Here is a 12,581-nt window from a genome sequence, read left to right on the forward strand (position 1 = left end):
CGAGCGTCTGAGCTGAGCGTCTGAGCTGGTCAAAGCCCATCCCGCGCCGTGCTAGGGTTGTGAACACAACGGCGCGGGGTGGAGCAGCTCGGTAGCTCGCTGGGCTCATAACCCAGAGGTCGCAGGTTCAAATCCTGTCCCCGCTACTGAAGTCGTGAGCTACGTGCGAACGACCATGAAGGCCCGGATTCCGAAAGGGATCCGGGCCTTTGTGATGTGCGAACGCATGTGCCGGTGAGGGCTACGGCCGCGCCGCCAAGGGGAGTTGGGGAGATCTGTGTTTGACTTGTCTCCCTGTGGGCATGTCGACAAAACGCTGAAGTGACCTCACTGGCTGCGGTATACCGGATGTACCCAGGTTGCAGGTGGTGCGACGATGGACGTTATGGGGGACATGGCAAATCTGTTCGGGACAGGGCGTTTTGCGCAGCCGTCCGGTCAGGAGGAAGCCGCGGACGAGGCCCAGGAGGCCGCCGACGAGGCTGCCGAGGAAGTGCGCTTGCGGCTCGCCGTGGAAGCCGGCGAGGTGGAGGCGATGAGCGTCCTCGGCGCGATGCTGCTGCGCCGCGGCGACTTCGACGGGGCCGAATCCCATCTGCGTGCCGCCACCGCGGCCGGTGACCGGGCCGCCGCCAACAACCTGGGCGTCCTGCTGCACCAGCGCGGATACGGCGACGAGGCCGCCGGTTGGTGGCGGATCGCCGCCGTCGCCGGGTCCGCCGCGGCGGCCCACGCACTGGGGCGGCACTTCCGCGAGCGCGGGGACGAGCCCGCCGCCGAATACTGGCTGTGCCAGGCCGCCGAGCAGGGCCATGTGCTGGGCGCCTACGCGCTCGCCGACCTGCTGGAGCACCGCGGTGACGACGCCGGCGCCGAGCGGTGGATGCGGGCCGCGGCCGACCGCGGGCACCGGGAGGCCGCGTACCGGCTGGCCCGGACGCTGGACCGGCGCGCCGGGCAGGGCCGTGCCGGCGATGACGGGGCGGCGGCCTCCGTGGCCGAGGAGACCGAGCAGTGGTACCGGCAGGCCGCCGCGCGCGGCCACCGGCGGGCCGCACTGCACCTCGGGACGATCCTGGAGAAGCGGGGCGAACTCAAGGAGGCCGGCCGCTGGTACCTGACGTCCGCCAAGGACGGCGAGGCCCGCGCCGCCTGCGCGCTCGGCTTCCTTCTGCGGGACGCCGGGGACAGCGAGAGCGCCGCCGTGTGGTGGCTGCGGGCCGCGCAGGACGGTGACGGCAACGCCGCCAACGCGCTGGGCGCGCTGCACGCCGAGCGCGGCGAGACCCAGACCGCCGAGCGCTGGTACCGGGCGGCCATGGACGCCGGGGACGACAACGGGGCGTACAACCTCGGGCTCCTCTGCGCCGAGCAGGGGCGCACCACGCAGGCCGAGCAGTGGTACCGGCGGGCCGCGTACGCCGGACACCGGGAGGCCTCCAACGCGCTGGCCATCCTGCTGCTGCGCGGCGGGGACGAGACCGGCGCCGAGCCGTGGTTCTCCAAGGCCGCCGAGGCGGGCAGCGTCGACGCCGCCTTCAACCTCGGGATCCTGCACGCCGGACGAGGTGAGGAGCGGGCGGCACTGCGCTGGTACGAGCGGGCTGCCGCCGCCGGGCACACCGAGGCGGCGCTCCAGGTCGGGATGGCACGCCTGCGCGACGGTGACGAGCGCGAGGCCGAGCGGTTCCTGCGGTGCGCGGCGGGGGGCGGCAGCGCGGAGGCCGCGTACCGGTTGGCGGCGTTGCTCGACGCCCGCCGGCCGCCCGCGCCCGCACACGAGCTGGGGGAGACGGCACAGGAGAAGTCCGAGTGCGAGGAGTGGTACGAGCGGGCGGCCTCCCAGGGGCACCGGCGGGCCCAGGTGCGGGTCGGGATGCTGGCCGCGGCCCGCGGTGACGTGGTGGAGGCGGCACGGTGGTACCGGGAGGCGGCCGAGGCCGGGTCCCGCAACGGCGCGTTCAATCTCGGGCTGCTGCTGGCCCGGGAGGGGAGCGAGCCGGAGGCCGTCGTGTGGTGGCGCCGGGCGGCGGACGCCGGGCACGGGCGGGCGGCGCTGCGGCTGGCGCTGGTCTGCGCGCGGCGGGGGGAACTGGCCGAGGGGCAGCGGTGGGCGGACCGGGCGGTGTCCCTGGGGCCGCGGGGGGTGGCGGAGCGGGCCGCCCGGTTGCGGGACGCGTTGCGGCAGGAGTTGTCGGCGTGACGCGTGACGCTGCGCTGGGCTGGGGGTGCCTTTGAGGGCGCCGGCGTTGTCGCTGGCCAGGAACGCGTATGCGGGGCGCTGACCGGGTGCCGCTGCGCCCACCCGTGCCGCCCCAGCGGCACGACTGCCCGCAGCCAGGGCGGTGGTGGAAGCGATTTGCTTCTGATGGTGGGCTTCACGTAATGTTCCATTCATCGACGCGGGGTGGAGCAGCTCGGTAGCTCGCTGGGCTCATAACCCAGAGGTCGCAGGTTCAAATCCTGTCCCCGCTACTGAAGGCCGAGGGCCGGAATCCGAAAGGGTTCCGGCCCTCGGTGCGTTGACACTCACGTGAAAAGCCCCGGCGCCTGTCGGGGCCGGGGCTCTTCGTGCGAAGGGGAGGGCTTACGCCGCCGCGCAGTTCGGGCAGGTGCCGCGGTACGTCACCTCGACGTCCGAGACGGTGAAGCCGAAGCGCTCCGAGTCGGGGAGGTCGGCCAGCGGGTTGCCGATCGGGTGGACGTCGCGGATCGCGCCGCACTGGGCGCAGACCAGGTGGTGGTGCGGCTGGTGCGCGTTCGGGTCGTAGCGCTTGGCGCGCTTGTCCGTCGCGACTTCCAGCACCTCACCGAGCGATACCAGCTCGCCCAGGGTGTTGTAGACGGTCGCCCGGGAGATCTCGGGGAGCTTGCCCACAGCCCTGGCGTGCACCTCGTCGGCCGTCAGGTGGACGTGTTCGCCGTCGAGGACCTCGGCCACGACGCGCCGCTGCGCGGTCATGCGCCAGCCGCGTCCACGCAGCCGTTCCAGTAGGTCACTCATGCAGACCAGCCTAACAGCAAGGGGGACCAGGTCCCGAACGTGTGTGACTTTGGAGTCTTACTTGACTTAGACATTGTCCATTGTAGGATCAGGAGTGGCATTAGCCAAGGGACAGGTTTTGCAGAATTGGCGCAGGAGGCGTACGTGACTCAGGGACCGCTCACTACGGAGGCCGGGGCTCCGGTAGCCGACAACCAGAACAGTGAGACCGCGGGCGTCGGCGGCCCCGTGCTCGTGCAGGACCAGCTCCTGCTGGAGAAGCTGGCCCACTTCAACCGTGAGCGCATTCCGGAGCGTGTCGTGCACGCCCGCGGCGCCGGCGCCTACGGCACCTTCACGGTTACCGCCGACGTCACCAAGTACACCCGGGCGAAGTTCCTGTCCGAGGTCGGCAAGGAGACGGAGACCTTCCTCCGCTTCTCGACCGTGGCCGGCAACCTGGGCGCGGCGGACGCCGTCCGTGACCCGCGCGGCTTCGCGCTGAAGTTCTACACCGAAGAGGGCAACTACGACCTCGTCGGCAACAACACCCCGGTGTTCTTCATCAGGGACGCCATCAAGTTCCCGGACTTCATCCACACCCAGAAGCGCGACCCCTACACGGGCTCGACGGAGATGGACAACGTCTGGGACTTCTGGGGCCTGTCGCCGGAGTCGACGCACCAGGTGACCTGGCTGTTCGGTGACCGCGGCATCCCGGCGTCGTACCGCCACATGGACGGCTTCGGCTCGCACACCTTCCAGTGGAACAACGAGGCCGGCGAGGCCTTCTGGGTCAAGTACCACTTCAAGACCGACCAGGGCATCAAGTGCCTCACGCAGGCCGAGGCCGACAAGCTCGCCGGTGAGGACCCCGACTCCCACCAGCGCGATCTGCGTCAGGCCATCGAGCGCGGCGACTTCCCGTCCTGGACCGTCGGCGTGCAGATCATGCCGGTGGCCGAGGCGGCGACCTACCGCTTCAACCCGTTCGACCTGACCAAGGTGTGGCCGCACGCGGACTACCCGATCGTCTGGTTCGGCAAGCTGGAGCTCAACCGCAACCCGGAGAACATCTTCGCCGAGGTCGAGCAGTCGATCTTCTCCCCGGCGCACTTCGTGCCCGGCATCGGCCCGTCCCCGGACAAGATGCTCCAGGGCCGTCTGTTCGGCTACGGCGACGCCCACCGCTACCGCGTCGGCATCAACGCCGACCACCTGCCGGTGAACCGTCCGCACGCCACCGAGGCGCGCACCAACTCCCGGGACGGCTACCTGTACGACGGTCGCCACAAGGGTGCGAAGAACTACGAGCCGAACAGCTTCGGCGGCCCGTTCCAGACGGACAAGCCCCTGTGGCAGCCGGTCGCTGTCTCCGGTGTCACCGGCGAGACCGCGACTCCGTCCCACGCCGAGGACAACGACTTCGTCCAGGCGGGCAACCTCTACCGGCTGATGACGGACGAGGAGAAGGAGCGGCTGATCAACAACCTGGCCGGCGCCCTCTCCGATGTCTCGCGCGACGACATCATCGAGCGTGCGATCAACAACTTCCGTCAGGCCGACGGCGACTTCGGCAAGCGGCTGGAGTCCGCGGTGCAGGCCCTGCGCGGCTGACGTCCAGCACTGGACCGCTTGTCGCAGCGGCGGGCCGGATCCCCGGGGACGGGGGTCCGGCCCGTTCGTCGTGTCGGCGGGAGTGCCACTGGGAGTGTCGCTGGGGGTGCCGCTGGGAGTGCCCCAGCCGCGTCGCCGGCGAGCTGTCGTCAGGCGATCACCGCCGGTGCCGCGGGTCGCGAGCGTTCCGGAGCCCAGCAGCGGATGATGTCGCGGACCGAGACGATGCCCGCGGGCTCGCCGCGGTCGAGGACGATGAGGTGGCGGAAGCCGCCGTGCGCCATCGCCCGGGCCGCCTCCTCCACGGTCCAGGAGGGCGCGGCGAACACGACGTCGGTGGTGGTGTGGGCGTGTGCGCGTTCGGTGTCCGGGTCCTGGCCCATGCCGACGGAGACGAGGACGTCGCGTTCGGTGAGGATGCCGATGCCGCCGGCGTCGGGGTCGTACACCACGGCCGCGCCGACGCGGCGCGCGGACATCAGGGCGGCGGCCTGGCGGAGGGTGTGGGCGGGGCCGATGGTGAGGACTACCGTGCTCATGGCTTCGCGGACGAGCATGGGTGGAGCCACCTCCTGCCGGTGATCCATGAGTTAGTTCATGGATTCACAAGTTCACAAGTGGGGGGACTCTCAGAGTGGCAGGTAAAACACGGGTCAACAAGAGGGCGGGCGGGGGTGCGTAGGGCGCGTCAGGAATGCGCTCAGTAGCGCTGGTTGAGATACCCCAGAAGCTCGTCGTGGAGCCGTCCGTTCGACGCCGCCGCGTTGCCGCTGTTCGGACCGTGACGGCCGTCGAGGCCGGTGAAGGTGCCGCCTGCCTCCGTGACGATGATCGCGTTCGCGGCCATGTCCCAGAGGGAGAGCTCGGGTTCGGCGCAGATGTCGACCGAGCCCTCGGCGACCATCATGTACGGCCAGAAGTCGCCGTACGCGCGTGTGCGCCACACCTCGCGGGTCAGATCGAGGAAACCGTCGAGCCGGCCCTGCTCCTCCCAGCCTTGAAGCGAGGAGTACGCGAAGGAGGCGTCGGAGAGGGCGGAGACCTGGGAGACCTGGAGCCGGGAGGCCGAGGTCAGGCTGCGGCCGGTGAAGGCGCCGTGGTCCTTCACCGCCCACCAGCGGCGGCCGAGGGCCGGGGCGGAGGCGAGGCCGACGACGGGCTGGTAGCCGCCCTCACCCGCCTCCATGAGGGAGATGAGGGTGGCCCAGACGGGGACGCCGCGCACGTAGTTCTTGGTGCCGTCGATCGGGTCGATGATCCAACGGCGGGGACCGGTGCCCTCGACGCCGTACTCCTCGCCGAGGACCGCGTCGCGGGGGCGGGCGCGGGCGAGGTGGCCGCGGATGAGTTCCTCGGCGGCCTTGTCCGCCTCGCTCACCGGGGTCATGTCCGGCTTGGTCTCGACCTTCAGGTCGAGGGCCTTGAAGCGTTCCATCGTCGCGGCGTCGGCGGCGTCCGCGAGGACGTGGGCGAGGCGGAGGTCGTCGAGGTAGTCGGGCATGCGGTCACGGTATCTGTCGGGGGTGGGGCGGGGCTACCAGGGGTTTGGCGGGGCGGGGCGGTCGACGGGGTGGGCGGCGGTGCCGGACGGGCACCCCTGGCAGCGGTGTTGGTGGCGTACGGGTCTGTCGGTGCTGCGCGGAGGTGGGCGCGCGGCCCGGCGTGGCGGGGTGCCGCCCCCGGGAGGGGTGTCCCCAGCACCCACCCGCGTCGCCCTGGGGAGGCGCGGTTGCCCGCAGCTACCACGGCATGCGCTTGGCCGCCGTCAGACGGCGTGCGCTTGCCCGTGGCTACTACGGCGGCGCCCACTCTGCCCGCGGCCGCGACGGCATGCGACGGCGCGCCGCCTGCCTGCCAACGGCACAACTTGCCCGCGGCTCTGCGCCGCGGCTGCCCGAGGCCGGGGCCACGGCTCCGCGCAGCCCCTTGACAGTGCCCCCATACCCGTCAAATCTGGGCACCAAGTCGCTCGGCCCGAGGGAGGCGATGGTGCCTGCAGCCCGGGAGTCCCTGCTCGATGCCGCCTACACGGCGCTGGCGCGTCGGCCGTGGTCCGCTGTGCGGATGGTGGACGTGGCGGCGGCGGCCGGGGTGTCCCGGCAGACGCTGTACAACGAGTTCGGGAGCAAGGAGGGCCTCGCCAGGGCGCTGGTCCGCAGGGAGGCGGACGGGTATCTGGCCGGCGTGGAGCGTGCGCTTGCCGGTGGTTCCGGCGGTGCCGTCGACCCTCGTGAACGGCTTACCGCCACCGCGGAGTGGACCACGTCCGCCGCCCGCGAGAACGCGCTGGTGCGGGCCATGCTCACCGGCTGCTGGAGCGAGCGGCTGCCCTCCCCGGCCCTGACGGCGGTGCCGTCCTCCTCCGCGGTGCCGGCCCAGCGCCGGGCCGACGGTCCACTGCCCTCGCCCGCGGACTTCGTCGCCCTCGTACGCGACCGTGCCGTGGCCGTCCTGAACGGCGCCGGCACGCTCCCGCCGCCGACCACCGCCGAGTTGGCCCGCTCCTGCGAACTGGCCGTGCGTCTCGCCCTGTCCTGCGTCGCGGCGCCGCCCGCCGAGGGCGGGGTGGCGGAACTCGTACGCACCGCCCTGCCGCGCCAGTTGACGGCCTAGGGGGTGTGTCAGTGCGCCGAGCCCGACAACTGGAGCCCGATCACACCGATGATGACGAAGCTGATCGAGACGATCTTCAGGGTCGACACCAGATCGCCGAGGAAGACCATGCCGTAGATGGCGGTGCCCGCCGCGCCGATGCCGGTCCACACCGCGTACGCCGGACCGACGTCGAGCTTCTTCAGGGCGAGGGTCAGCAGGCCGAAACTGCCCAGCGCGAAGACGCAGAAGGCAATGGTGGGCCAGAGCCGGGTGAAGCCGTGCGACAGCTTCAGGCAGACGGCGAAGCCGGTTTCGAGCACCCCGGCCACGATGACCAGCAGCCACGCCATGTCTTGTCCTCCCGTAGTCCCGTACCGTGACCGCTGCGTCGCCTGGTCTTCTTCGTATGGTGGCTTCGTCCAGCTTTGCTCAGGCCTGGATCCGGCTTGGATCCAGCTTGGTGCGATTATGCACTTACCGGTACCACGGCACGGCAAACAACGCGAAGGTCAGTCGCCTTCCTTCCGCTCCCGCGTCGACAGCAGCCGACGCAGCGAGTACAGCCGCGCCGGATCGGCGTGGCCTTCGGCGACCCACGTGTCCAGAGCGCAGTCGGGCTCGTCGTGGCTGCACGCGCGCGGGCAGCCCTCCGTGCCGGGCACCAGGTCGGGGAAGGCGTTGATCACCCGCGACGGATCGATGTGCGCCAGCCCGAACGACCGCAGGCCGGGGGTGTCGACGACCCAGCCGCCCCCCGCCGAGGACAGCGGCAGGGCGAGGGCCGAGGTCGTGGTGTGCCGGCCGCGGCCCGTCACCGCGTTCACATGGCCGGTCACCCGGCGGCGGTCCTCCGGCACCAGGGTGTTGACCAGGGTCGTCTTGCCGACGCCGGAATGGCCGACGAAGGCCGTGATCTTCCCGTCCAGATGCTCGCGCACGAGACCGGCTGCGGCGCCGTTCTCCAGTTCCTCCCGGCTGGTGACAACGTAGGGGATGTCCAACGCCCCGTACAGCTCCAGGAGTTGGTCGGGCGGTGCGAGGTCCGACTTGGTCATGACCAGCAGCGGAGTGAGGCCGCCGTCGAACGCCGCGACCAGGCAGCGGTCGATCAGGCGGGGGCGCGGCTCGGGGTCGGCGAGGGCGGTGACGATGGCGAGTTGGTCGGCGTTGGCGACGACCACACGCTCGTAGGGGTCGTCGTCGTCCGCCGTGCGGCGCAGGACGGAGGTGCGCTCCTCGATGCGGACGATGCGGGCGAGAGTGTCCTTCTTGCCGGACATGTCACCGACCAGCGCCACCCGGTCGCCGACGATCGCCGCCTTGCGGCCCAGTTCGCGGGCCTTCATCGCCATCACGACCCGGTCCTCGACGAGGCAGGTCAGCCGGCCGCGGTCCACGGTGAGGACCAGGCCCTCGGCGGCGTCCTCGTGTTTGGGCCGGGTGTGGGTGCGCGGCCGGTTGCCCTTGCGGTTGGGGCGGGAGCGGATGTCGTCCTCGTCGGTGTGCTTGCCGTAGCGGCGCATGGCGAACCGTCCCTACGCCCCGAGCATCCCGGTCCACAGGTCGGGGAATTCGGGCAGGGTCTTCGCCGTCGTCGCCACGTTCTCGATCCGCACCCCCTCCACCGCGAGGCCGAGGATCGCGCCGGCGGTGGCCATGCGGTGGTCCTCGTAGGTGTGGAAGACCCCGCCGTGCAGGCGGCGCGGGCGGATGTGCAGGCCGTCGGCGGTCTCCGTGACGTCGCCGCCGAGTTCGTTGATCTCCTTGGTGAGCGCGGCCAGGCGGTCCGTCTCGTGCAGGCGCAGGTGCGCCACCCCGCGCAGCGTGGACGGGGAGTCCGCGAGAGCGGCGACGGCGGCGATGCCCGGGGTCAGCTCGCCGACCTCGCCGAGGTCCACGTCGATGCCGCGCACGGCGCCCGATCCGGTGAAGACGAGCCCGTAGTCCGTCAGTTCGCAGGAACCGCCCATCTCGGTGAAGATCTCGCGGAGCCGGTCGCCCGGCTGGGTGGTGCGGGACGGCCAGTCGGGGACCACGACCTTGCCGCCGGTCACCAGCGCCGCCGCCAGGAAGGGCTGGGCGTTGGACAGGTCCGGCTCGATCGTCAGGTCCCGGCCGAGCAGCGCGCCCGGCGTGACCCGCCAGACGTTCGGCTCGCCGCCGGACTCCGGGGTGTCGACCTGGGCGCCGACCGAGCGCAGCATGTCGACGGTCATGCGGATGTGCGGCATGGACGGCAGCGCGGATCCGGTGTGGCGGACCTCGACACCCTGGTTGAAGCGCGGACCGGACAGCAGCAGTGCGCTGACGAACTGCGAGGACGACGACGCGTCGATCTCGACCGGGCCGCCCTCCAGGGCGCCGCCGCCGTGCACGGTCATCGGCAGCGCGCCGCGCGCGTCGTCGTCGATGCGGGCACCCAGGACGCGCAGCGCGTCGATCACGCCGTGCAGGGGACGCTCGTACGAGCGCGGGTCGCCGTCGAAGCGGATGGCGCCGTCGGCGAGCGTGGCGACCGGCGGCAGGAAGCGCATGACCGTGCCGGCGTTGCCGACGTCGACCGTGGCCGGGCCGCGCAGGCCGGCCGGGATGACCCGCCAGAACTCGCCGGTGCCGTCCGGACCGACGCCCTCCTCGATCTCGACGCCCATCGCGCGCAGGGCACCGGCCATCAGCAGGGTGTCGCGGGAGCGCAGCGGGCGGCGCAGCCAGCCCGGCTCGGAGGCGAGCGCGGCCAGCACCAGGGCGCGGTTGGTGACCGACTTGGACCCGGGCACGTGGACGGTCGCGTCGACGGCCCCGCTCGCGTGCGGGGCGGGCCAGAGGGCGGTGTGCGTGGGGTTCACGGTCATGGGTCCCACTTTAATGGCTGAGGACGATCGGAGATCTTGATCAAAAGCGGCGAAACCTGACCGAAAGCGCGACAGTGCAATTCGACTGTGCAATTGCCGTGCATATATGCGGGAGTGTGAGGCCGGATGCGCCCCGGCTCACAGCTCCAGCAGCCAACGCACCCCGCCGATCAGCGAGCACAGCGACACCGCGTGGAACAGGAAGAACCACACCCCCGCCGGTGCGTGGGTCAGGCGGGCCAGCTGGTCCGCGTCCGAGTCCCCGGCGCCGCCCCGCGCCCGCTTGGCCTGCAGCTCGAAGGCCGGTCGCACCCCGCCGAGCAGCAGGAACCAGACCACCGCGTACGCGAACGCCGCCTGCACCTGCGGCCCGGCCAGCCAGGACACCAGGACGAACGTCGCGCCGGTGAGCACCACCGTCAGTACCCCGTACGCGTTGCGGACCATCACCAGCAGGGCGACGAGCAGCGCCGTCGCCAGCCACAGCAGCAGGGTGATGCGCCCCGCGGCCAGCAGCGCGGCGCCGCCGAGGCCGAGCAGCGGGGGAGCGGTGTAGCCGGAGACCGCGGTCAGGATCATCCCGAGCCCGTGCGGCTTGCCACGGCTGACGGTCAGGCCGCTGGTGTCCGAGTGCAGCGTGATGCCGGTCAGCGTGCGCCCGGTGAGCAGGGCCACGAGCCCGTGGCCGCCCTCGTGGGCGATGGTGATGGCGTTGCGCGCTATCCGCCACAGCCCGTGCGGCACGACGACGGCGAGCGCGGCGACCAGGGCCGCGAGCACCACCCAGAGGTCGGGATCGGGCTGGGTGCCGGAGACCTCGTCCCAGAGGGAGGTGAGCGAGGCCGTTGCGAGGTGGTCCATGTTCGGTGAGGGCTCCTCGTATGCGCGCGGGGTCTGGCAGTGTGGCACGTATGTGCGGACGTTGTCTGAGGCGCCCGGGTAGCAGCGATCGTTCCTGACGGCAAACGTGCAGGTCACAGCATCAGAGCCCCGGAGTGATCCGGGGCTCTTGCCCTGCCCGTGCTGGCTGTGTGCTGACCTGGAAGCACCTGTGATCACCCCGGGAAGCCCGCCCCGTGCTGGGCCGGTGCTGATCTCGCAGACCTACCACCGCTCGCGTCGTCGACGCCGGGAGAGGTACCCGTTTGTGAGTGCGAGGCTCGTGCCGCAGGAGAACAAGTCGTCTACGCGCTGCTGGTCTCCCGCTCGAGGCATCTGCCGGTGCGCCCGAGCGGAGACGACCACATCGAGCTGCTGCCGGTGGAGCGGAACCTCACCCGCGTCTGCCCGCCGCAGAAGGCCAAGCTCCTCGACTACCTCGAGGCCGCACCGTCACTTTCATTCGTGCGTCAAACGCGGGGCACAGGAGTGCGGGAGCGACGCGCAGGCAGCGAACCCCGAGGGGACAGCCGGCGAAAATGCTCGTCCGAGACCCCAGAGCGAGGCGCGGGACCGGCCCGTACCGGGTCGATGCCAGTGACGAGGCCGGCGGGGCCCTCCCACGGATCCGTCGACCGAGCTGCCCACCAGGCAACGCAACTGCGAAACCGACATCCGCCATCCTGGTGCGTGCCGCGAAGCCTGTCGGCGGGGGGCCGTGCCTGTGCGGCACATCTCACTCAAGCCTCCTGACTGACGTGTCCGGCGGTACTCGAACGGGCTGGGGCCGAGCGACAGATGTTTCGCAAACGCCTCGGCGGATTCGGTGAAATCGGTCCGCGTATTGTCAATGGATCGGTGTCCTGGGCGGCAGGCCCACCTGCACGCACCTGCTCGTGCGGCAGGTCGCGCGGCTGGTGGGTGAGCATCTGACGGGCCTGGTCCACGGTCATGCCGTCGACTTCGATCCGGGTCGCTGAAGACGGGAGCACGTCGGGCCTGCTGGTGGTCGACAGAGGCACGCAGGCCCGTTCGGCACCATGCATGAAAAAGTCGAGCTGGTCACGCTCCCATACGTCGTCGATCACCAGCAGAGTGCGCGGCCGCTTCGCGAGGAGAGCACCCGAGTGGTTCCCGGCGAGCTCCGGGTCCGGGCCGGTCTCCGACGTATCACCGGTGATCAGGCAATTCCCTTCCGCGACTTTCGCCGCGATCGCGGCACGACCGCGGACCTCCCGCCCGATGGTGATCAGGTGAACAGCGCCCGGGAATCGCCTCTGTACCGACTGCTGCGCGGCGACGTAGCGTGCCAGGCTGGTCCTGCCGAAGCCGCCGGCCCCGTGCAGGCCGATCGTGATCGCGACAGTGGCGCTGCCGCGCCATCGCCAAGTGCGTCTGACCGCCTTGATGACGGCGTCGGCCTCCTCCCGACACGGTCGCCGAGAAGACAGGCATCGTCCGTCGCCGATGGTCCGGTCGTGGCCCGAGGGATTCCGGGGGGCCGTGATGCCGTCGAGGATCTCGCCAACTGATGTCACGTCAGTAGGCAAGACCTCTAACTATCCTATCGAATCTGCATCTTGACTGATTATCATGACCACGCGCCATCGACGTTGATCGCTCTGATACCTCCCCTACGGGGGAACTGGGGGAAC

At 70.9% G+C, this 12,581-nt stretch carries 11 protein-coding genes and 2 tRNA genes; 5 read left to right on the plus strand and 8 right to left on the minus strand.

All coding sequences use genetic code 11. From position 1 onward, the window contains the following. Nucleotides 1–72 precede the first annotated feature (72 nt). From ACFW48_RS20510 to ACFW48_RS20520, 3 genes are all read left to right on the plus strand, one after another. Nucleotides 73–146 (plus strand) — tRNA-Met (locus tag ACFW48_RS20510). A 239-nt stretch (nucleotides 147–385) separates the two neighbouring features. Continuing rightward, a complete protein-coding gene (locus tag ACFW48_RS20515) occupies nucleotides 386–2,203 on the plus strand; it encodes a tetratricopeptide repeat protein (protein WP_386316542.1) in 1,818 nt (605 codons plus the stop codon). A 198-nt stretch (nucleotides 2,204–2,401) separates the two neighbouring features. Beyond that, nucleotides 2,402–2,475: transfer RNA gene (locus ACFW48_RS20520), tRNA-Met, on the plus strand. Between the two features lie 112 nt (nucleotides 2,476–2,587). Here the strand turns inward: ACFW48_RS20520 and ACFW48_RS20525 are convergent. Further along, nucleotides 2,588–3,004, minus strand: a complete 417-nt coding sequence (locus ACFW48_RS20525) for a Fur family transcriptional regulator (RefSeq protein ID WP_310871323.1) — start codon at nucleotides 3,002–3,004, stop codon at nucleotides 2,588–2,590. A gap of 144 nt (nucleotides 3,005–3,148) precedes the next feature. On the opposite strand from ACFW48_RS20525, the gene ACFW48_RS20530 reads away from it, so the two are divergent. Continuing rightward, a complete protein-coding gene (locus tag ACFW48_RS20530; RefSeq protein ID WP_386316544.1) occupies nucleotides 3,149–4,600 on the plus strand; it encodes a catalase in 1,452 nt (483 codons plus the stop codon). Between the two features lie 149 nt (nucleotides 4,601–4,749). Here the strand turns inward: ACFW48_RS20530 and ACFW48_RS20535 are convergent, their stop codons facing one another. Continuing rightward, nucleotides 4,750–5,157, minus strand: a complete 408-nt coding sequence (locus ACFW48_RS20535) for a cyclic nucleotide-binding/CBS domain-containing protein (protein ID WP_386316546.1) — start codon at nucleotides 5,155–5,157, stop codon at nucleotides 4,750–4,752. 143 nt (nucleotides 5,158–5,300) lie between these two features. Continuing rightward, nucleotides 5,301–6,101, minus strand: coding sequence for a histidinol-phosphatase (gene hisN / locus ACFW48_RS20540; protein ID WP_386316548.1), 801 nt, complete (start codon nucleotides 6,099–6,101; stop codon nucleotides 5,301–5,303). 485 nt (nucleotides 6,102–6,586) lie between these two features. Between hisN and ACFW48_RS20545 the strand changes: the two genes are divergently transcribed. Beyond that, complete coding sequence (locus ACFW48_RS20545) at nucleotides 6,587–7,213, plus strand: TetR/AcrR family transcriptional regulator (RefSeq protein WP_386316550.1); 627 nt, start codon at nucleotides 6,587–6,589, stop codon at nucleotides 7,211–7,213. An 8-nt stretch (nucleotides 7,214–7,221) separates the two neighbouring features. Here the strand turns inward: ACFW48_RS20545 and ACFW48_RS20550 are convergent, their stop codons facing one another. From ACFW48_RS20550 to ACFW48_RS20570, 5 genes are all read right to left on the minus strand, one after another. Next, complete coding sequence (locus tag ACFW48_RS20550; protein ID WP_121749126.1) at nucleotides 7,222–7,545, minus strand: multidrug efflux SMR transporter; 324 nt, start codon at nucleotides 7,543–7,545, stop codon at nucleotides 7,222–7,224. A gap of 159 nt (nucleotides 7,546–7,704) precedes the next feature. Next, on the minus strand, nucleotides 7,705–8,718 hold the full coding sequence (gene rsgA, locus ACFW48_RS20555) for a ribosome small subunit-dependent GTPase A (protein ID WP_386316552.1): 1,014 nt from the start codon (nucleotides 8,716–8,718) through the stop codon (nucleotides 7,705–7,707). 12 nt (nucleotides 8,719–8,730) lie between these two features. Further along, nucleotides 8,731–10,047 carry a 3-phosphoshikimate 1-carboxyvinyltransferase gene (aroA, locus tag ACFW48_RS20560; RefSeq protein WP_386316554.1) on the minus strand — a complete coding sequence of 439 codons (1,317 nt, stop codon included), beginning with the start codon at nucleotides 10,045–10,047 and terminating at the stop codon, nucleotides 8,731–8,733. Between the two features lie 138 nt (nucleotides 10,048–10,185). Continuing rightward, on the minus strand, nucleotides 10,186–10,908 hold the full coding sequence (locus tag ACFW48_RS20565) for a M50 family metallopeptidase (protein WP_386316556.1): 723 nt from the start codon (nucleotides 10,906–10,908) through the stop codon (nucleotides 10,186–10,188). Between the two features lie 758 nt (nucleotides 10,909–11,666). Next, a complete protein-coding gene (locus ACFW48_RS20570; protein WP_386316558.1) occupies nucleotides 11,667–12,464 on the minus strand; it encodes an NB-ARC domain-containing protein in 798 nt (265 codons plus the stop codon). Nucleotides 12,465–12,581 lie beyond the last annotated feature (117 nt).

Source organism: Streptomyces sp. NPDC058812 (genome assembly GCF_042744565.1).
Taxonomy (GTDB): domain Bacteria; phylum Actinomycetota; class Actinomycetes; order Streptomycetales; family Streptomycetaceae; genus Streptomyces; species Streptomyces thinghirensis.

Bases quoted from the DNA above. Each gene is read 5' to 3' on its own strand.
- ACFW48_RS20515 (WP_386316542.1), top strand. From the start codon at position 386: ATGGGGGACATGGCAAATCTGTTCGGGACAGGGCGTTTTGCGCAGCCG.
- ACFW48_RS20525 (WP_310871323.1), bottom strand. From the start codon at position 3,004: ATGAGTGACCTACTGGAACGGCTGCGTGGACGCGGCTGGCGCATGACC.
- ACFW48_RS20535 (WP_386316546.1), bottom strand. From the start codon at position 5,157: ATGCTCGTCCGCGAAGCCATGAGCACGGTAGTCCTCACCATCGGCCCC.
- hisN (WP_386316548.1), bottom strand. From the start codon at position 6,101: ATGCCCGACTACCTCGACGACCTCCGCCTCGCCCACGTCCTCGCGGAC.
- ACFW48_RS20545 (WP_386316550.1), top strand. From the start codon at position 6,587: ATGGTGCCTGCAGCCCGGGAGTCCCTGCTCGATGCCGCCTACACGGCG.
- ACFW48_RS20550 (WP_121749126.1), bottom strand. From the start codon at position 7,545: ATGGCGTGGCTGCTGGTCATCGTGGCCGGGGTGCTCGAAACCGGCTTC.
- rsgA (WP_386316552.1), bottom strand. From the start codon at position 8,718: ATGCGCCGCTACGGCAAGCACACCGACGAGGACGACATCCGCTCCCGC.
- aroA (WP_386316554.1), bottom strand. From the start codon at position 10,047: ATGACCGTGAACCCCACGCACACCGCCCTCTGGCCCGCCCCGCACGCG.
- ACFW48_RS20565 (WP_386316556.1), bottom strand. From the start codon at position 10,908: ATGGACCACCTCGCAACGGCCTCGCTCACCTCCCTCTGGGACGAGGTC.